Consider the following 20,478-nt stretch of genomic DNA (forward strand, 5'->3'; position numbering starts at 1 on the left):
ATGACTTGCTTCTCTTGCTAAGAGCTGGGTAAGTCGTTTTGCTTTTCCCCCGAAGCGGATGCGCATTTTACTTATCTCTAGCCCGCCGTCAATAGCGTTCTTAAAATAAAAAGCAAAAAAGCGACCAAGTGGTCGCTTTTTAATCTTTTTGCCTATTTATCATCAATTACGATAGTCACTCATCCGTGCTTAACGCAAACCGCGTCGTTTTCACGGCTAAAACCTCGCCTAACACATCGCCCGTCTATTTATTCTTATCGCCATCGTTAGACTGAGTATTAGTATTACTAGATTCATTTTTAAAGTCGGCATCTTCTTCATGGTCACCAACAACATCATCTAAGGTAACTTTATCTACCGTTCTAAATGTATTAATTGGACCAGCGAGTGCGTAAAGCGCAAACCCTATAAAGAGAACCAACGCTGGCTCTGTTGCCACAACAACAAATATAAGCAGCACTAACAATAACGCAACGAAAGGTACCTTGCCGTGCCAGTTCACTTCTTTGAACGAGTTGTATTTAAAGTTACTCACCATTAATAACCCAGCAAGACCGGTAACGGCAGCAACAACAAGACCATAGTCTGTACCGACCACGTCGTACTCAACTCCAACCCATACCAAGCCCGATACTACCGCAGCCGCTGCTGGGCTTGCTAAACCTTGGAAAAAACGTTTGTCTGCAATACCCACCTGCGTATTGAATCGCGCTAGCCTTAATGCAGCACCAGCTACATAGACAAATGCGGCAAGCCAACCCAGTTTACCTAATTCAGTTAATCCCCAATTGTAAGCAACTAATGCTGGCGCCATACCGAATGACACCATATCAGCCATAGAGTCGTATTCGGCTCCAAAATCGCTTTGCGTATTTGTCATTCTTGCAACCCGGCCATCTAAACCATCAAATATCATAGCAATAAAAATAGCGACCGCTGCAGCCTCGAATCGACCATTCATAGAGGATACAACCGCAAAGAAGCCCGAAAACAGACCCGCAGTAGTTAGTAAATTGGGAAGTAAGTATATCCCTTTGCGCTTTTGCTCAGACATAAGTCCTCTTAATTTAGCTCACTTATGTGTTAATTATTTCATATATATCACGCTGCGCATAGGAATAGAGAAATTGCAGATGATTAAATTACAGATAACAGGGTATAGGAACGCATACCGAACAATCATCTCGATACATCTACCATGATCGAACCATGTTGAAGTTCCTCACGCGTAGCGTAGAGAGAGCTTGTCCCTATCAATTTATATAGGAAAATTGAAATGCGGTTAAGTTCGATAATAAAGATGTCTATTCTCACGACTGGTCTGCTAGCAATAAATGCTGCAATAGCAGGAAGTCACAGTACTACAGACTACTCACACTGTAGTACTTCGCAAGGGTCTTCAGGTGAATGTAATTCTCCTCTAGGTGAGAATGTTTACAATTTAGTAGATCACGGAATCGTTGAAAGCACTAACGCGTCATCGTCTAAAATTTCCATCGGCGGAGTTAACGTCGCTATTAGTGGTTGGTCTGATACCTATGGATATAACGATGATATCGTTGTGGGTGCTGATAGCTATAAAATTTCTAATTACTACGGATATGGTGTAACGAATAGCGACTGGGAATCGTCAAGAAACTCTCCAGATCACGCAATCGACAATATCAATACGAAAAACGGAAATTGGCAAGATTTCGACTTTATTCTGTTTTCATTCGACGAGGCAGTATCACTTACTGGAGCAAGTTATTCTTGGGTGTACAACCAAAATGATTCGCAAGTATCAGTTGCTGCTCTCGACGATATAGATACATTATCTTCCGGTTCGAACACTTGGAGCGATATTGTCAGTAACGCTGTTTCGTCATCGTATGACATTATAAAATATGATACTACCGACTCACACTTTAAATATGCGTCAGAATTTGGGCTAAGTGCCTCCGCTAAATATTGGCTAGTCGGTGCTTACAACACAGTGTTTGGAGATATTGGCGGCAACTCTTACAATGACGCGTTTAAGCTTACCGGCGTAGGCTTCGCTGTTAATAATTCCCCTTCCACTACTGAAACGACAGCCGTAAGTGAACCAAGTGCAGCGGGGCTTCTCTTGGCGTCAGGGTTGCTCGTTATGTGGCGTAGAAAGCGTAAGGCATGGCGCATTTAGACTTTAGACTAAAGCTGAAAGGTTAACCTTGTCAGCTTTTTTTACACGGGTTACATAAAAAGCAGAAAAAACCTCAGAAATTCAAACTTCTAAAAAACGGCATAAATAATGCTTCCTTTGGTTCGCAGTTCTTCACGAATCACTTGGAAGTATTTATGAAAAGTTTCATCGCAAAGATTTTTTTAATTTCACTTATAAGTTTCCCCTTGTGGGCAACTGACTCCCCGCTTTCGGAAGCGGTATCAAAAATAAACCTTGTTTCAGCCAAAAAACCAATTACTACGTTCTCGATAGATGGCGTAGATGTCGGTGTCGGTATTTCTGCATGGTCCGATACCCTAGGAGGTAACAACTATTTTGTCGAGTCAGCGCAACTTGGCACTTTTAAAGATAGTTTGACGGTTCTCAACTTTGCAGGCGACGGTGATGATCACTATATAGATAATGGACGGTATTACGATATGGTATTGTTTTCTTTCGAAGAAGCCGTCACTCTCAAGGGCGCTTCTTTCTTTTCAATCGACAAATATAAAAAGGCAAATGGAAAGAACGATGTCACTGTAGCAGGTCTGTCAGACGACGCCCTCGGGCTTTTTACTTCAGGAAAGAATACTTGGAATGACATATCAATGAAAGCGATAGCGGGTGCCAGTGGTCATTTTGGTATAAACAACCTCCAGTCAACATTTGAAGGCTTAAACGCCGCAAAATATTGGTTGGTAGGCGCTTACAATTCTGTCTTTTCAAGCGTCAACAATAAAAGAAACTCTATCGGATTTAAATTGGCTGCTCTTGATATCGAACTAAAAAAACCTTCTATTCAACAGCCGCCAACCGAAGTTAGCGAGCCTGGCGCTCTTGCGCTAATGAGCTTAGGACTAGGTTTAGTGCTATACAGACGCAAACGTCGCGCTTAGTTGTTTTAAAACGATTTAAAAACACGTATCTTTAGAAGGTGGCTTAGGCCACCTTTTTTTATGCTATTTTTATGCTTGAGTAGGGCAAACCCAAAGGTAACTATGAACTTGTTTAATAATAAAAAGCGCTTTGTTAAACGCGCTCTCTTCTCTGTCATCGCCACCTCTTTTTTCACCGTGAACAGTTTTGCCACAACATCAGAGGATTACGAGAAGGCGTTAACCTCATTTAATCAGAATGAATACGACGAAGCGTATATACACCTCAAAAATAGCCTTCAAAAAGACCCTGAAAATTTAGCCGCTAAAATTCTGATGGGAGAAATCTTACTTATTAATGGTTACCTTACCGCGGCAGAAATAGAGTTTGTTGAAGCGCTAGAAATGGGAGCCGATATCAATTTAGTCGCAGAGCCCTTAGGAAATACCTGGCTTTTTTTGAACAAATACCAAGATATCGTCGATTTCAGTGAACTTGACAAGCTCTCTGGTGACTCTGAGCAAGAATGGCTGCTTATTCGCGCCACTGCATGCATTCGTTTGGAAGATGAAGCCTGTGCCCTTAACGATTACAACGCACTCTTATCTCGCGCACCCAACCTTGTGCCTGCGATAAATGGTTTGGCCTCAATTGCGCTTCAAAACGAAGATTTAACGAAGGCATCGACACTCATCGACAGAGCGATGGATGTAGAGCCGGAAAACGCGATAACGTGGCGATTGAAAGGCCAACTCGCTTATCGTCAGGGCGATAAAGATGCCGCAACTGCGCACTTACAAAAAGCGTTAACCTTTAATAGGGACGATCCAATTGCTCTGCGTAATCTCGTAGACCTCTATTTAGAAGCTAAAGACTACGACACCGCTAAACTGTTTGTTGACGAGATTATTGAAGATACACCGAATGATCCTCTTGCCATTCTGCTCAATAGCTGGCTACAAAGTAGAGACAACAAACAGGCAATAGACAATGAAAAGCTAAAAGAACTCAATGAGTTTATGGCGCAGTTAGACCCAGACCTTATTACCTCGCAGCCAATGCTGCTGTATATCAGTGGGCTGACTAATTTTTTCAATAATAATATGGAAACCGCAGCTAAGGATTTCACCACTTATCTGCAAAAAGAGCCTGACGATCTGCAAGCAGTATTGATGCTTAGTCAAGTGTATATGGCCACGCAGCAGGACAAGCAAGCACTACTGCTTCTTGAACGCCATCAAGAAGCGCTTATGGAAGACCCCGATTCAGCGCTAATGCTTGGCAATCTTTTTATAAGCCAAAACAAAGCGTTTAAAGCAGAGCGTTTACTGCAAAACTTAGAGTATAAATATCCCAACGAAGGCAAGTTACAGCTTTTCAAAATTAAGCTGATGGCCGCAAGGGGCAAACGAGAAGAAGCACTTTCTATACTAGAAGACAATCTACCCGCGTACCGTGACAACGCAGGCTTCTTATTTACTTACTCACTAATGAACTTACAAGCCGAAAAATTTGAGAAAGCACTTAGTGGCGCAGAACTTCTTGGTGCCCTATTTCCGGATGAAGCTGAAGTGTATAACTTGAAGGCCGGCATTTTAATCCGTCAGGGACTTCTGGAAGAAGCAAAAACCAATATTGAAAAAGCGCTGGAACAAAATCCTACGTTATTCCCAGCGAAATTTAATTTAGCCGCCACGCAGAGTAGATTAGGCAATGTTGAGCAGTCTAATGAGCTTATCGAAGAGCTATTGACGCTATCTCCACAGCACAATGAAACATTGATGCTGAAAGCATTTAACCTGTCAAAAGAAGGTGAGTTAGATAACGCCAAACAAATTTATCTGGATATTCTTACGCTATCACCATCAAACATGGCGGCAAGAGAGCGAGTTTCATCTTTATACCAACAGCAAGGCGACACCAAAAGTGCGTTGTATCATTTAGATCTTCTGCTAAAAGACGACTTTGATAATGCTGACTACCTGCTTCGCAAGGCTGCCTTACAAATACAAAGTAACGAGCGAGCTGATGCAGAGAAAACACTGAGTATTGTCCGCAACTTTATCAACGACGATGCCGGTAGATTAATCACGTATATGGAGCAGGTTCGCGCTTTAGGTAACAATAAAGCAGCAGAGACTGCCATGGCAAGAGCCTATGAAATTGCCAACAACAATACATTTGTGACCTTACGCTATGCCAGCCTATTGTTAGATTTGCAAAGCAATGACAAAGCAAAACGATTACTTGGCAGTATATCTACAGAGCAGCAACAGAGTCCGGTCTATCATTTCTTAACGGGTAGGCTTAATGCTAACTTAGGCAAAAGCGAGACCGCAGTGAACGCCTATAAGCGCGCACTAGCTATAGATCCAAGTTTTGCCCAAGCGTTTATCGCTATTTATAACTATGCTCTTAACGAACAGTTTGTCGATGTTTTTCTAAACACGGCCCGTAAAATGGTCGAAGAAAATGCTAACAACTTACTGGCCAAAAATTTACTAGCGCAGTATCTATTTTTTATTCGTGAATTTGAGGAGTCAACGGCCCTCTATGAAGAGCTCGTCAAAGAGCCTAACCTTTTAAATCCAGCTGAAGCTTACAATCGATTAGCGCTAATGAGTATAGAAGCGTCGCTAGTGACCGCGAGAAACTATGCGCAAAAAGCCTATGAACTACAACCAAACTCAGCAAGCATTTTAAATACCTACGGCCATATAAAGGCACTGCGGGGTGATTATGAACAAAGCTTACAAATGTTGCGAGACGCTTTTGCCAGAGACGCAAAGGACCCAAACATTCGCTATCACCTTGGGTTTACCCTTGCCAAGTTAGGTCGTATCGATGAGGCGAAAAAAGAGTTGGAATACGCGGTAAATGTAGAACGCCCATTTTTCAAGCGCCCTCAAGCAAAAGCACTGTTAGAGAGTTTATAGTAGAAAGCTTATAAGGCGATTATCAGCTTTCGCCTTAGCGCTTTGCTTTGGCTTGCCTCGTCTTGTCTTAACAAAGTTCTATTAAGAGCCACTCGATTTAAGGGCAACATACAACAAGCACTACCCGCAACAAGCGCAGTTACGGGCGTGCTTGTTCATTTTGCCAATTCCCGGGTTAAACGTATTCGTGGGGTCTAAATCTTGATAAAAGCGTTGTAACGTATCCTCTGCGTCATATAAATGACCCACATTGTGCTCAGCTGGGTACTTCGCTCCGCGATTATCGAGCAGCGCTAGCATGTCAGCCTTAACCTGCTTAGCATCTGCCCCCTTTTTCAGCACATAGTCTTGGTGAAAGACATGACAAAAAAAGTGGCCGTAGTATAAGGCTTTATCGATATGCCGACTTATGTGTTCAGGTAACGTTTCTAGCCAGCTTTCATCGTTGCGCCTAATTGCAATATCAAGGGCTAATACTTCTCCCACGTTACCTTTATTCAGAATTTGATAACGCATGGCTGCACCTGCGGCAGCAAATCGTAACATGAAGGCTTTAGACGCCTCCTCTTTGTTGCAAGTAATAAATGCGCCTTCTCTCTTCTCTGTATCAAAAAGATTACCTAAGTACCGTTTCGCTTCCTCTATTCCTTGATTACTCATTTTAAGAATAAGATGGTGTTCGTACTGGTCTCGAAATTGGGTTAACGATTTGGGTAAAAACTGAGGAAAAAGCCCCCCCGCCAGCTGCATTGCTTTGTCGGTTAAATGGTCTGAAAGTAATGTTGAACGACGAAGTAACGCATCAATGCGGCCTTTAGCGGCAAATAATTTGGGAAGTGCTGCTGTACCTAAGTGATGAATACATAAGCAGGTATCTTTTCCATAATTTTCTGCAATGTTGAACATGTCTCTATGCAAATACTCCCCCACTTCGGGAAGTTGCGAGAACTGAGCTAACATATCCCGTCTGATTTGCGTTAACACTGCCTGATCATTAGTGCCAATATAGAATGTTTGCTCTTCTTGAGGTAATTCAAAAGTATCAACAACAACAGCGAAAATGGCTATTTTACCCGCGCAGCCGCTGGCCTCGAATAAACGAGATGAGTCTGCGTTAAAGCGGCTAGGCGTATCGGCGTGAGTATTTCGTACTATCTCTTCATAATCACTGGCCGATGCTTTTTTATCAGTCTGTATTTTATCTTTCGCAAAATTGCCCGATGAAAGATTTGCAATGATGTCTTCTGGAGTGTTACCCAATTCAATGCCTAGATGATTGACCAGCCCCAGTTTGCCATTTTTATCTACATGGGCGTAAAGCGATAGCTCAGTATACGCAGGGCCTCGCTTAACCAGTGCACCGCCTGAATTATTGGCTATCCCCCCAACTATTGAGGCTCCTAAACATGAAGAGCCAATGACAGAGTGAGGCACCTTTCCCAATGGTGCTAATTTCTTTTCAAGCTTGTGCAGTGTAGCACCAGGAAAGCTGATGGCTTGCTGACCCTTATTGATGAGAACGATATCGTTCATCGCTAATGTATTGATAACGACCACAGGCCTGTCGTAGTCACTGCCACTTGGCGTAGACCCTTCAGTAAGCCCTGTATTTGCCGCTTGCATAATAATAATGCATTTTTCAGCGACACAAATTGTAAGGGCTTCCCAATATTCCATAAGCGTTTTAGGAAAAAGAACAGCGATAGCATCACCGCCGCCCGAACGCCAGCCCGTTCTGTAGTGCTCGGTAACTTTACTGTTTACAGACACGCTGTCATCACCTAACGCATCTTGAAACTGTTCAATAATACTGTTTATTTTCACTGCCGCTCTTTTTTCACTTTTTATTGTTTATGAATTCCTATACTACCGCCTCAACACAAAGATGCCCATTAAATACAGACATAAAAAAGCGGGTGTTGAACCAACACCCGCTCGTTGCTTACCGCGCTAGCTTAGCTGTTTTTTTTAAAGCATTAACCCAATAAACGTTCGGCTACCTATTCATTCACAATAAACAATTTTTCATCGTTGGCATCTATCTTAACCGTAGACTCTGGCTCTAACTCTCCAGAAAGCAATTGCTGTGCTAACGGGTTTTCTATTTGAATTTGAATCGCCCGTTTGAGCGGCCTTGCCCCAAAGATAGGGTCGAAACCAGCTTCGGCTAGCTTGTCCATTGCGCGGCCAGTAAGGGTGAGCTTATACCCTTTCTCTGCAAGCCTCGCTCTTAATGATGCAAGCTGTATTTTTGCAATCGCTTTTATCTGCTCCTTGCCCAAAGGATGAAATACAACAATGTCATCAACACGGTTTATAAACTCAGGGCGGAAGTGCTGGCCTACCACATTCATCACCATCGACTTCATTTCATCGTACTGACTTTCATCGTGCTTATCTTGAATAACGTCTGAACCAAGATTAGACGTCATGATCACTACGGTATTTTTAAAATCTACCGTGCGACCTTGGCCGTCTGTTAGTCGACCATCATCGAGCACTTGAAGCAGAATATTAAATACATCAGGATGAGCTTTTTCCACTTCATCTAAAAGTATTACCGAATAAGGCTTACGGCGAACGGCTTCGGTTAAATACCCTCCTTCCTCATACCCCACATAGCCAGGAGGAGCGCCAACAAGGCGTGAAACCGAATGCTTTTCCATAAACTCAGACATATCTATTCTGATCATGGCGTCTTCGGTATCGAACATAAAACCGGCCAGCGTTTTACACAGTTCAGTTTTGCCCACGCCCGTAGGTCCTAGAAACAAAAAGGAACCAATTGGTCTGTCGGGGTCCGCTAATCCTGCTCGAGAGCGACGAATAGCATTAGATACAGAGTGCACTGCTTCTTCTTGGCCTACCACTCGTTTGTGCAGTACATCTTCCATGCGAAGTAACTTATCTCGTTCACCTTCTAACATTTTAGATACCGGGATACCGGTCCATCGAGACAATACATCTGCAATTTCGTTATCCGTCACCTTGTTCTTAACAAGCTTGGTTTCACGGGTTTCATTTTCAGCGGCGTACTCTAATTTAGCTTCAAGTTCTGGAATTCGCCCATATTGAAGCTCAGACATACGATTGAGATCGGATGCTCGACGAGCTATCTCTAAATCTAACTTAGCTTGCTCGAGCTCAGATTTTATTGTCTGCGTGCCCTGCATGGCGTCTTTTTCATCAAGCCATACTTTTTCGAAAGCCGCATATTTAGTTTCCGCCTGCTCGCGTTCAAGCTCTATCATTTCTAAGCGCTTATGACTGGCATCGTCCGTCTCTTTAGCCAACGCTTGTTCTTCTAGCTTCAACTGAATGATTCGACGCTCAAGCCTGTCCATATCTTCAGGCTTAGAATCTATTTGAAGTCGAATACTTGATGCGGCTTCGTCAATTAAATCGATGGCTTTATCAGGCAGTTGTCTGTCGCTTATGTAACGATGAGACAAACTTGCAGCCGCTACGATAGCAGGGTCGGTAATATCAACAGAGTGATGTAGCTCGTAACGCTCTTTAAGGCCGCGCAATATAGCTATAGTGTCTTCAACACTTGGTTCTTCCACTAATACCTTTTGGAATCTGCGCTCTAATGCTGCATCTTTTTCTATGTATTGACGATATTCATTGAGTGTAGTCGCTCCCACACAATGAAGTTCCCCGCGAGCGAGCGCTGGTTTAAGCATGTTACCTGCATCCATGGCGCCATCACCCTTACCGGCTCCAACCATAGTATGAAGCTCGTCAATAAAGAGAATGACTCGTCCCTCTTCCTTCGACAATTCATTAAGAACCGCTTTTAAACGTTCTTCAAATTCGCCGCGGTATTTAGCGCCAGCAATTAGTGCCCCCATGTCCAAAGAAAGAACACGCTTATTTTTAAGCCCTTCAGGTACTTCGCCGTTAATGATTCGCTGTGCTAGCCCCTCGACAATTGCCGTTTTACCCACACCAGGCTCACCAATTAGCACCGGATTATTCTTTGTACGGCGCTGCAACACTTGAACCGTGCGGCGAATTTCATCGTCCCTACCGATAACAGGGTCAAGTTTGCCCTGCTCCGCTCGTTCGGTAAGGTCGGTAGTATATTTTTCCAGTGCTTGACGCACATCTTCAGCATTGGGGTCGGTAACCGTTTGGCCGCCGCGCATATCATCAATTGCCGCCTCCACGATATCTTTGGTTACGTTAAGGCTTCTTAAAATTTCACCCAGGCGACCTTTGTCGTCTATGGCGGCAACAACAAAAATTTCAGAAGTGATGTAGTCGTCTTTACGCTGCTGTGCAATCTTGTCACACATATTAAGTAAGATAACGCTGTCTTTACCTAACTGAACTTCACCGCCAATACCCTCAATGCGAGGAAGCCTTTCTATCGCTTGGCTTAACGCCGAACGCAGTGCGTTAACGTTAATTTTTGCTTGGTCAAGCAATGGCCGCACTGAACCGCCCTGCTGATTGAGCATGGCCGTCATTAGATGGACAGGTTCAATATATTGATGGTCTCGACCCAATGCGAGTGATTGAGCATCGGATATAGCGAGCTGAAATTTACTGGTAAATCTGTCTAATCTCATAACCTCAACCTTAAAATGAATATTTCTTTATGTTCTATTTATGGGAGCTTATGAATGACGATTCAAGTAAGTATTGACAAAGATGATGAAAAACTTGATTGAGCGCAAAGTTAACTTAGGCCTATGACACTCACAATTCGACCTGTAGCCTGGTAATTGCTGTGCGTGGCTTTTCGATGAGAATAAAACAAATCGCTGCGGCAATAAGTACAATAACGACTTTGCTCAACGTGTTTAATACCAAGGTGCGTCAACTGCTGATTTGCTATGTGAGGTAGGTCTAACAAATACTTGCTCGCTTGCTTTTTTGGCGTTACGCAGTTTTTGTAATAAGAGAATTTGTTGGCCAGCGCTTCGTTAACCTCGTAACACTGCCCACAAATGGCAGGGCCAATCCATGCAATGAGTTGTGATGGTTCGGTAGAAAAGTGCGTTACGGCATTAGCAATAATAGTGGCTTCCAGTCCCTTCCATCCGGCATGGATAGCTGCAACTTCCTTTCCTCTATTATCGCTTATCAGTACCGGTACGCAGTCTGCCGTCATCACCGCACAAAAATGCTCTGGACGTGAGGAAAATGAGGCATCAGCTTCAACAGATAGCGTGGGCAAAGTGGCAACGGTGTTGCCATGTACTTGCGCTAACCATGTTATCTTTTCGCTATGTGGCAAACGCGCGCGATTCTCGCGGACGCTGATAATGTCATCGCCCACATGCGCCCCTACGTTGAGCCCCACATAGTCTCTTGTGCCCGAATTTTTTTGAGCAGTTTTATCTTCGATTGTCCTACCCTGAGCACTTTTACCCTGAGTAGCTCCGCCTACTTGGACATTGCTATCCGCCAGCGCTTCAGTGCTAACACCGCCACATCGAGTGGATGTATAGGCCACTACATTATCGGGAAAGCACTCTGGAATTATGAAACGCTCAGCGGATGACATGTGACTAAATCATATCTTCCGGATTGTCTTTTGTATCTTGTCTTACTGCTTCTGATAGCAACTGCATATCGTTGGGCAACGGTGCTTTGTACGTCATCCATTCTTCGCTTTCAGGATGGAAAAACGAAAGCTGTGCCGCGTGAAGAGCCTGTCGCTGGAAACCTCTCAATGCATCGATAAAGCTTTCAGATGCGCCTTTTGGTAATCGAGGGCGCCCACCGTAAGTTTGATCGCCTAACAAAGGATGTTTCAAATGCGCCATATGTACACGAATTTGATGCGTTCTACCTGTTTCTAGCTTTAAGCGTATGTGCGTGTAGGCACGAAACTTCTCAATCACTCTAAAGTGAGTAATTGCGGGTTTACCGTCTTCTCTCACTGCCATGTGCGTGCGCTTAGTTGCATGACGGCCGATAGGTTCATCCACTACACCACCAGCAACCATGGTACCCATTGCAATTGCTTCGTATTCCCTACTCATCTCTCGACGCTGGAGCTGGTCAACTAAATGGGTTTGCGCAGGTACTGTCTTCGCAACAACCATCAGTCCCGTTGTATCCTTATCAAGACGATGAACAATACCTGCACGAGGAACGCGGTCGATGTCGGGCACATGATTAAGCAGCGCGTTAAGCACGGTACCGTTTGGGTTTCCGGCCCCCGGATGAACGACTAAGTCTGCAGGTTTATTTATCACCATTATATGCTCATCTTCAAAAACGATGTTCAGAGCGATATCTTGAGCAACACTCGTTACCTGAACATCCATTTCTGCGCAAACGGTAATAACTTCGTCTATTTGCATTTTATGGCGTGGAACCGTGATAACCTCGCCATTTACTGCCACGTTGCCATCCTGAATCCAAGTTTTTAACTTTGAACGTGAATATTCAGGGAACAAATCGGCCAAAGCCTGATCTAAACGTAAACCGAAATGGGCGGCTTGTGTTGAAGCCTCTAATTGAATTGTGTTTGGCACTTGCGTCATAACACCTAACATTGCGTGTAAAAAGGGTATTATAACAAGTATTCACCCTGTACACTGCGTTGTTTGCGAATTTGTATGGTTTTTCTCATCGTTAGTACGTTAGAATGCGGGCAACGTGTTGTTGTTTAACACATGAGCGTAGACAGCGAAGTATTAAAACTGTTTAGCAGGAATATAGAATTATTATGAAATCATTTCGTCTTTTAGCGCCAGTTTTTCTAGGTGCTATGGTGACCTTAACAGGTTGCAGCTCTTCAGAATCTGAAGAGGAAAAAATTGTACTTGCAAACATGGGTGCACAACAACTTTACGACAGAGCTTCTGAAAGCATGGAAGTGGGCAATTTCAGCGCCGCTGCCCAAACGCTTAGCGCACTAGATTCTCGCTATCCTTTTGGCCCATTGTCTCACCAGGTTCAACTCGATCTTATCTACAGTTATTACAAGTCGGGTAAAATTGACGAAACATTGGCGACAGTTGACCGCTTTATTCGCCTTAACCCTAATCATTCAGATGTAGATTACGCGTACTATATGCGCGGGTTAACGAATATGGAATCAGACAGCAATCTTTTTCAAGAGCTTCTGACGATAGACCGCTCGGACAGAGATCCATCAAAATCTCGCCAAGCATTTGAAGATTTCAGACGGCTAATTGAGCAATACCCAAACAGTAAATACGCCCCTGATGCTAAAAAGCGTATGCTGCATATTAAAGACAGACTAGCCAGATATGAAATTGCTATTGCTCGTTTCTACATGCGCCGCCAGGCTTACGTAGCAGCAGCGAATCGCGGTCGGTATGTCATTGAACACTTTCCTGATACAACTCAGGTGAAGGATGCCCTTGAGATAATGGTGTCGAGTTATGAACAACTTGGATTGGATGACTTGCGTTTAAACGCAATGAAGACGTTAAAGCTTAACTTCCCAGAAAGCGACTTTATCAGCTGATAAGGTTGCTGCTAACATCCGCCAGTTCAAATCAAAAAAACGCACCTTCGGTGCGTTTTTTATTTATTAGAGTTTTTTCTATTTTATCTGAAGAACAAATGACTAAACGGATTGAGCAATCGAGCTAAACCCGATGTAAAGTGTAATGGCTGATCTACAATACTGAAAACCAAACACCCTTCTTTCGTGTCTGACTTGGGAGTATGAGTTTTGTTGCCATCCATAAAGATGAAATCGCCAGTATCATAGGTGGCTAACCCGTCGCTGAATTCTCCGTCAATCACTAACGTATATTCAGTCCCTCTGTGGGTATGCTCTGGAACGCTTCCGCCATTACCCATAAAGATAAAGTTCGCAACACCTTGATTACCTAAGTCCACCGGTGCCTGCCATAACTTTCCAACCAAACTAGACCAGTTCCCCGTTTTGTCAATGTAGCGATGTAGTGTGCGCGGCAATTTAAAGGCACGACCATCTAGCTCAATCGTTACCGACTTCTCTTTGATACTGCTCGCCTCTTTAGACGTTCTAGCATCAGATTCTATTGACGACGGAGCCTGCGTTATTTGAGACAACATATCGCCAAACTGAGCAGATTCGTCAAAACTTTCTTCTATTTCTAACACCATGTCAGCTGCTAGGCTTTCAGTTTCGCTTTCAATTCGCATTTGACACTGCTCACACATATCACAGTGTGCAGACACCAATAGCGATACAGCTGGCGTCAGACTGCCTTCAACGAATTCTGTTATCTGTTGAGGGCTTGGGTGAAACTTAATCATTGTCGTTCAGCATACCTTTTAAACGTTGAAGTGCCAGTCGAGTTCTCGACTTCACCGTACCTAATGGAATAGATAGTTCGTTTGCAACTTCTTGCTGAGATTTGCCATCTATATAGATAGCTTCAATTACTGCTTTTTGTTTAATCGGTAACGCTTCAAACAAATATCCAATCTGTTCGAGCGTAACTTGCTCGTCAAGAGGCGCCTCGTTCAAATCAGCAGTTTGTTCACACAATACTGGCCACAAGTCATCAGAACATACGTCTTCTTTTCTGTTTTGCAACTTGCGCAGCATATCGAAACGTATGTTTCGTGCAATTGTAAATATCCATGTAGATGGCGAGCCCTTGTCAGCATTGAAAAGATGCGCTTTTTGCCACACATTAGACATGGTGTCTTGTACTAGCTCCATCGCTAATGCTTCATTACCCATTTGTTTTAATGCGTATGAGCGAAGGCGGGGTGCAAAATAATTAAAAACTCGAGAAAATGAGCGTTTACAGCGAGCGTCAGCAACCGCCACAAGGTATTCAGACATTTCGGTAGCACATTCTTTTGGTTTGATTGTGCTATTGCTTTGTTCCAATGGAATTCCAACTAACATAATATTCGTCCGTTTTTCCGTTTTGGTTACATTATTCTACGGCTTTTCGACTTAAAACGTTCGGAGAAATCGCGTTTTTGGCGTTACGATTTTGTAATGAAGGCGTCATATTGTTCAAATGACGCATCAACCAATTAGTGTAGACAGGTACTTTAACAAATTAGTACATTCTCGCTGTTCAAGAAAATGTTGCTTTTGCGAACCGTCTACTGGCAATAGTTCTAGCCATCTATTTAATACCCAATTAGGACTATCAAACTTAGGCTCATCGTATAACGATGATAACTCTTCATAATTCCCGAATATTTCTTTAAGTCGCTCGTCCATAGGCGCTATTTGTTGAGTTGATAGGTCACAATTCCATGAATCGATGGGATTACACACTCCCGTTCTCAATTCATCATGCTCGACAGCAATGTCTTCGACCTCAACTAGGTGAGAACCAGCAACCTTTATGCCAAGCAAGCCATCATCAAGCATATCAAAGTCGACCACCGTGGCGTACGTACCTATTTTATGTATATGTTCATTCGCCGACTTATCGCCATTGGCATTTAACATACACATAACGAACCCTTTGTTTTCGGCGCATGCCTCTTTAACCATGCGCACATATCTGGGCTCAAAAATTCGTAACGCCATTCGGCCCTCTGGTAACAGATGGGCAGACAATGGGAATAAGGGAAAACGATTATTACTCATACACCACACTTCCAAGAATTCATAAAGAGTTACGGTAGTGAGTATGAATTGGATCCATATGAGAAATATTTTCACACTGCCTTTTTTACTCTTGATCTAATCTCTAGTGGAAGCGGTAATGTTGTTAAGTTCATAAAATTTGTATTAGAAAGAGTTAATTAAATTCAAGAGCTTGCGTCATCTTTTGTAACGAGTCATTCTTTATAGTAAGAAAACACTCGAACACAGTAGCGCTGAACCTTGCGCACTGATAGCACACTAATACTGGTACACGCGCTGTATAAGATAAGTCATATATTGATTTATTTAATCAGAACCTATTACCTGAGAAGTAGACATGCCAAGGCGTGCAAAGGATTTAGTATGGAAGTCATTCAACGATTTTGTAAAATTTACACAGACATTTGTAAAATATCTACCGAGGATCTTAATGAGATTTATTCACAAAATATCGTATTCATAGACCCTATCACCACCCATCGGGGTCTTGATGCGGTGAAGTCATATTTCAGCAATCTTCTTGAGCAAGCCGACACCTGTAAATTCAATATCGCTGATATACTAGAATGCGCGCCCTCAAAGTGTAACGTTACACATATTGCAAATTGGACAATGACCTTAACCTTAAAAGGCAGCGATAAGGTTATTACTTTAGATGGAACCACTCAACTAAGGGTGAAAGACGACATCATTGTTTATCACAAGGATTATTACGATTTGGGCGAAATGGTCTATGAACACGTACCTTTATTAGGTTTCGTGATTAAGAAGATAAAAGGAAGACTCGCCAAATGACAACATTGCTAATTACCGGAGCAACATCGGGGATCGGAAAAGCACTTGCTGAGCATGCAGCCCAAAAGGGCTACGACGTTATTGCGTGCGGCAGAAATGAAGACGCGCTCAATGAGTTAGCACGCCATAAAAACATCACTTCATGTCAGTTTGACGTGTCATCACTTGATGATACTAAAAATGCGCTGAAAGACATTCAGTTTGATATTGCAGTATTAAATGCAGGTACTTGTGAGTATGTCGATATTGATAAATTTGAATCCGATATGTTTCGCAGAGTATTCGAACCTAACTTTTTCGGTGTAGTTAACTGCGTGGACGCATTTATCCACAACCTGAAAGCGGGTAAGACCGTAGTTATTGTAGATAGCATGGCTAGATTGCTTCCCTTTACTCGTTCACAAGCCTATGGCGCAAGTAAAGCAGCACTGCACTACTTTACGAAAAGTCTCGAAGTAGACTTGCACGACAGAGGCGTAAAAGTGCAAGCAGTATCGCCTGGTTTTGTAGAAACGCCTTTAACAGAAAAAAATGATTTTGATATGCCAATGAAAATAACGGCTCAAGAAGCGGCTGAAAGTATGTTGAAAGGGATCGAAAGCGATAAACGTACGATCTTTTTCCCGAGAATGTTTGGCTATATATTAAGGTTCATGAATGTATTACCATCTGGTCTGCAGAAGCGATTGTCCCTATCCATGCGTAACGACAAATAAGTAGTTTAAGAGAAATGTAATAATGACAAGAAAAGTAGCAATCGTGGGTACAGGTATCGCAGGTTTAACATGTGCCCACCTATTGAATAAGAAAAACGACATCACTGTCTATGAAGCAAATGATTATATTGGCGGCCACACTGCAACAAAGACAATTGTCGATGAGGGAGAAACCCATAACATCGACACCGGCTTTATTGTTTTCAATGACTGGACGTACCCCAACTTTATTAAATTGATGACTGCGCTTGGTGTGGAGTGTCAACCAACTGAAATGAGCTTTTCTGTTACCAGCAAAAAAGCCAACCTTGAATATAATGGCAACACGATTAATAGTCTTTTCGCACAGCGCAGAAATATTCTTCGCCCTAAATTCTGGCGCATCGTTCGAGACATCCTTAAGTTCAATAAAGCCTGTAAGTCAATGGTGGCTGAAAAGAGAGATACATCAGCGCTTACGCTACAAGATATCATTGATGAGTTAGGATTAAGCGATGATTTCGCTCGTTATTATATTTTGCCAATGTGCGCCGCTATTTGGTCGAGCAGCCTCGAGCAAACGCGCCGCTTCCCCCTCACCTTTTTCCTGCAATTTTTTAACAACCACGGTCTACTCAACATTACCGACAGACCACAGTGGTACACCATCGTTGGTGGTTCCAGTCAGTATATTGGTCCGTTAATCGCACCTTTCGAATCGAAGATAAAGCTGTCTTGTGGTGTCAACAAAGTGACTAAAGAAGATGGGCTATGGTCTGTTAGCGATGTAAATGGTGGCGTGGCACATTTTGACGACGTGGTATTTGCCTGTCACAGCGATCAAGCATTGGCGATGCTGGAGAATGCAACAGCCTTACACAACGACATTTTAGGTGGCATCCCCTACGGCGAGAACGACGTAGTTATGCACAAAGACATCGGCCAACTGCCCAAACGCAAATTAGCGTGGGCTAGCTGGAATTATCGTCTTAAAGAAGATGCAACAGAGGAGATGCGCCCCGCGTCTGTTACTTACGACATGAATATTCTTCAGCGCCTAACTGCTAAAAACACCTATTCAGTCACGTTGAATAATACGAGCGAAATAGATAAAAGCAAAATTCTTGGGCAATATCGATACTCTCACCCTCAATACAGTGCAGACATGGTTAATGCACAACAACGCCGGTCTGAAATTTGTGGCGTTGATAATTTACATTTTTGCGGTGCTTATTGGTACAACGGTTTCCATGAAGACGGTGTAGTGAGTGCCTTAGACGTATGTAAGCGTTTCGGTGAGACACTGTGACGGCAATGCATATAGAAAGTGCAATATACAAAGGCAGCGTTTATCACGAACGTTTTAAGCCAACGAAGCACAAATTTGTATACGACATTTATTTGTTTTGGCTGAAGTTAGACGAGTCAGAGCTCAACGCGTTATCAAAGAATTTAACACATTTTTCAATTCGCAAGTGGGCGAGAGCACGGTTTAAACGCAGTGATTACCTAAGCGATGATGGGAAACCGTTAAAAGACGCAGTGCTTGAAAAGATGACATCGTTAAACGGCGACACCGCGTTAGATGGCGACGTATTTATGTTGGGGCAATTGCGCATGTGGGGGCTGTACTTTAGCCCTGTGAATTTTTACTATCTCAGGCAAGGCGACGGTACGTTTAGCCATATGCTTGCTGAAGTCAGCAATACGCCGTGGAATGAAAGGCACTACTACTTAGTCGATTTGTCGACACAAAAAGATACGCCTAAAGCTTTCCATGTCTCTCCTTTTAACCCGATGGACATGACCTATCAATGGCGCATAACGCAACCTTCAGATAATCTATCATTGGTAATGGATTGCGTTAGAGCAGACAAAGAATTCTGTGCGGGAATAAATTTAAACAAATTTACTTTAGATAATGCGAATCTAACTAAAGTAATGAGACGTATACCTAGCATGACAATGAAAACTGTATTGGGAATATATTGGCAAGCGTTTATGCTATTCATAAAAAAAACGCCTTTATATACACACCCAGAAAAGAGTCAGGAAAAATAAAAAATGCCTTTTGGAGAATCTGTATTACTCTCTACATCGGAGGTTTCGTTTGTAGACAAAACCTGTAGAACACTGTTTCTTAAATGTTTAAAGCATCTACCTCTGGGTAACCTTACTATTCAGGAAAACGGCGACACTATCGCAACGTTTGGTAATGAGCAAGACGAGCTATCTGCTAATGTAAATATTAAAGATGTAAAAGCCTATCGCAGCCTTTTACTTGGCGGCAGTGTTGGCGCTGGTGAAGCCTACATGGATGGACATTGGGATAGTAATGACGTCACCGCTGTAGTGCAGATATTTGCACGTAATTTACCCACGCTAGATGAGTGGGAAAGCAAATTTAAGTGGCTAACAATGCCCGTGATGAAGTTACAACACTTTGCTCGCAGGAACACCACCAGCCAAGCTAAAAAGAATATCGAGGCTCATTACGACCTTGGTAACAAGCTTTATACCCGCTTTCTTGACAACACAATGATGTATTCTTCTGCGGTCTATCCAGATCCCAATGCCTCGTTAAACGAAGCGCAAAATCATAAGCTTAAAACCATATGCGACAAACTTAAGCTTAATGAAAATGACCATCTTTTAGAGATTGGCACAGGCTGGGGTGGACTAGCAGTATACGCAGCGAAGCATTATGGCTGTAAAGTCACCACGACCACAATATCTGAAGAGCAATATGCGTGGGCAGAAGACTGGATAGCGCGAGAGCAACTGCAAGATAAAGTGACGCTTCTTAAAAAAGACTACCGTTTATTAGAAGGCAAATACGACAAACTTGTTTCGATTGAAATGATAGAAGCAGTGGGACGTTCGTTTTTGGGTAATTTCTTCGAAAAGTGCTCGTCGCTGCTTAAAGAAAACGGTCTTATGCTTTTACAGTCAATTACCATTGACGATAGACGCTATGAAAGCTATTCAAAAAGCGTAGACTTCATCCAGAAATACATATTCCCAGGTGGATTTTTACCTTCTCAGTATCAACTTAATGCTCACCTTAAAAAGCATTCAGACATGATGATCAGAGATTTGCACGATATCGGTATCGATTATGCAAAAACATTGAATCACTGGTATGAAGCATTTATAGCGGCAAAGGACGACCTGCTTCAAGACGGCTATGATGAACGTTTTGTTCGCATGTGGACTTACTATCTTAAGTACTGCGAAGGCGGCTTTCTTGAGAGAACTATTAGTACGGTACAGCTTGTTATTTCAAAACCTCAGTACAGAGATTTATTGGCCCGCGGAAATTAATTAAAATTAGAGTTAATCGGAATCTACAGGCCTGATAAACAAAAAAACGACGCAACTGCGTCGCAGACTGTTGAAAAAGCCCTAGACGAAAGTCTGGGGCTTTGATCTAATAGGCATAGT

The 20,478-nt window shown here is 42.9% G+C and carries 17 protein-coding genes; 9 read left to right on the forward strand and 8 right to left on the reverse strand.

Translation table 11 applies throughout. The features are described 5' to 3' along the window. Nucleotides 1-244: 244 nt before the first annotated feature. Nucleotides 245-1,054, reverse strand: coding sequence for a CDP-diacylglycerol--serine O-phosphatidyltransferase (gene pssA, locus V7R39_RS17305; RefSeq protein WP_334032206.1), 810 nt, complete (start codon nucleotides 1,052-1,054; stop codon nucleotides 245-247). A gap of 222 nt (nucleotides 1,055-1,276) precedes the next feature. On the opposite strand from pssA, the gene xdp1 (V7R39_RS17310) reads away from it, so the two are divergent. The 3 genes from xdp1 (V7R39_RS17310) to prsT all read left to right on the forward strand — a co-directional run bounded on the left by xdp1 (V7R39_RS17310) (nucleotide 1,277) and on the right by prsT (nucleotide 5,997). Continuing rightward, nucleotides 1,277-2,164 (forward strand): exosortase-dependent surface protein XDP1, encoded by an 888-nt coding sequence (gene xdp1, locus V7R39_RS17310; protein WP_334032207.1) that lies wholly within the window; start codon nucleotides 1,277-1,279, stop codon nucleotides 2,162-2,164. A 155-nt stretch (nucleotides 2,165-2,319) separates the two neighbouring features. Next, complete coding sequence (gene xdp1, locus V7R39_RS17315) at nucleotides 2,320-3,081, forward strand: exosortase-dependent surface protein XDP1 (RefSeq protein ID WP_334032209.1); 762 nt, start codon at nucleotides 2,320-2,322, stop codon at nucleotides 3,079-3,081. Between the two features lie 102 nt (nucleotides 3,082-3,183). After that, complete coding sequence (prsT, locus tag V7R39_RS17320) at nucleotides 3,184-5,997, forward strand: XrtA/PEP-CTERM system TPR-repeat protein PrsT (protein WP_334032210.1); 2,814 nt, start codon at nucleotides 3,184-3,186, stop codon at nucleotides 5,995-5,997. A gap of 120 nt (nucleotides 5,998-6,117) precedes the next feature. Here prsT and dld read toward each other — a convergent pair whose 3' ends face one another. The 4 genes from dld to rluD form a co-directional block, all read right to left on the reverse strand. Then, entirely contained in the window at nucleotides 6,118-7,821 is a 1,704-nt protein-coding gene (dld, locus tag V7R39_RS17325) for a D-lactate dehydrogenase (RefSeq protein WP_334032211.1), read from the reverse strand. 176 nt (nucleotides 7,822-7,997) lie between these two features. Continuing rightward, a complete protein-coding gene (gene clpB / locus V7R39_RS17330) occupies nucleotides 7,998-10,574 on the reverse strand; it encodes an ATP-dependent chaperone ClpB (RefSeq protein WP_334032212.1) in 2,577 nt (858 codons plus the stop codon). A gap of 110 nt (nucleotides 10,575-10,684) precedes the next feature. Continuing rightward, complete coding sequence (pgeF, locus tag V7R39_RS17335; protein ID WP_334032213.1) at nucleotides 10,685-11,515, reverse strand: peptidoglycan editing factor PgeF; 831 nt, start codon at nucleotides 11,513-11,515, stop codon at nucleotides 10,685-10,687. 4 nt (nucleotides 11,516-11,519) lie between these two features. After that, nucleotides 11,520-12,503 (reverse strand): 23S rRNA pseudouridine(1911/1915/1917) synthase RluD, encoded by a 984-nt coding sequence (rluD, locus tag V7R39_RS17340; RefSeq protein WP_334032214.1) that lies wholly within the window; start codon nucleotides 12,501-12,503, stop codon nucleotides 11,520-11,522. Nucleotides 12,504-12,688: 185 nt separating this feature from the next. Between rluD and V7R39_RS17345 the strand changes: the two genes are divergently transcribed. Continuing rightward, entirely contained in the window at nucleotides 12,689-13,456 is a 768-nt protein-coding gene (locus V7R39_RS17345; protein WP_032096939.1) for an outer membrane protein assembly factor BamD, read from the forward strand. Between the two features lie 83 nt (nucleotides 13,457-13,539). Here the strand turns inward: V7R39_RS17345 and V7R39_RS17350 are convergent, their stop codons facing one another. The 3 genes from V7R39_RS17350 to V7R39_RS17360 form a co-directional block, all read right to left on the reverse strand. After that, entirely contained in the window at nucleotides 13,540-14,238 is a 699-nt protein-coding gene (locus V7R39_RS17350) for a ChrR family anti-sigma-E factor (RefSeq protein WP_334032216.1), read from the reverse strand. After that, entirely contained in the window at nucleotides 14,231-14,842 is a 612-nt protein-coding gene (locus V7R39_RS17355; protein WP_334032217.1) for a sigma-70 family RNA polymerase sigma factor, read from the reverse strand. Before V7R39_RS17355 ends, V7R39_RS17350 begins: the two co-directional genes overlap by 8 nt. A 126-nt stretch (nucleotides 14,843-14,968) precedes the next feature. Continuing rightward, entirely contained in the window at nucleotides 14,969-15,544 is a 576-nt protein-coding gene (locus tag V7R39_RS17360; protein ID WP_334032218.1) for an LON peptidase substrate-binding domain-containing protein, read from the reverse strand. A gap of 363 nt (nucleotides 15,545-15,907) precedes the next feature. Between V7R39_RS17360 and V7R39_RS17365 the strand changes: the two genes are divergently transcribed. From V7R39_RS17365 to V7R39_RS17385, 5 genes are read left to right on the forward strand one after another with little or no spacing between them, the layout of a single operon-like run. Beyond that, on the forward strand, nucleotides 15,908-16,339 hold the full coding sequence (locus V7R39_RS17365; RefSeq protein WP_334032219.1) for a nuclear transport factor 2 family protein: 432 nt from the start codon (nucleotides 15,908-15,910) through the stop codon (nucleotides 16,337-16,339). Further along, complete coding sequence (locus V7R39_RS17370) at nucleotides 16,336-17,055, forward strand: SDR family NAD(P)-dependent oxidoreductase (protein ID WP_334032220.1); 720 nt, start codon at nucleotides 16,336-16,338, stop codon at nucleotides 17,053-17,055. The genes V7R39_RS17365 and V7R39_RS17370 overlap by 4 nt, the downstream gene beginning before the upstream one ends. 22 nt (nucleotides 17,056-17,077) lie before the next feature. Continuing rightward, nucleotides 17,078-18,343, forward strand: a complete 1,266-nt coding sequence (locus V7R39_RS17375; RefSeq protein WP_334032221.1) for an NAD(P)/FAD-dependent oxidoreductase — start codon at nucleotides 17,078-17,080, stop codon at nucleotides 18,341-18,343. A 5-nt stretch (nucleotides 18,344-18,348) separates the two neighbouring features. Continuing rightward, nucleotides 18,349-19,095, forward strand: a complete 747-nt coding sequence (locus V7R39_RS17380; protein WP_334032223.1) for a DUF1365 domain-containing protein — start codon at nucleotides 18,349-18,351, stop codon at nucleotides 19,093-19,095. Between the two features lie 3 nt (nucleotides 19,096-19,098). Next, nucleotides 19,099-20,358: a cyclopropane-fatty-acyl-phospholipid synthase family protein gene (locus V7R39_RS17385; RefSeq protein ID WP_334032222.1), complete on the forward strand. Its 1,260-nt coding sequence runs from the start codon at nucleotides 19,099-19,101 to the stop codon at nucleotides 20,356-20,358. Nucleotides 20,359-20,478 lie beyond the last annotated feature (120 nt).

Origin of the sequence: Alteromonas sp. P256 (assembly GCF_036864455.1) — a bacterium.
Taxonomy (GTDB): Bacteria; Pseudomonadota; Gammaproteobacteria; order Enterobacterales; family Alteromonadaceae; genus Alteromonas.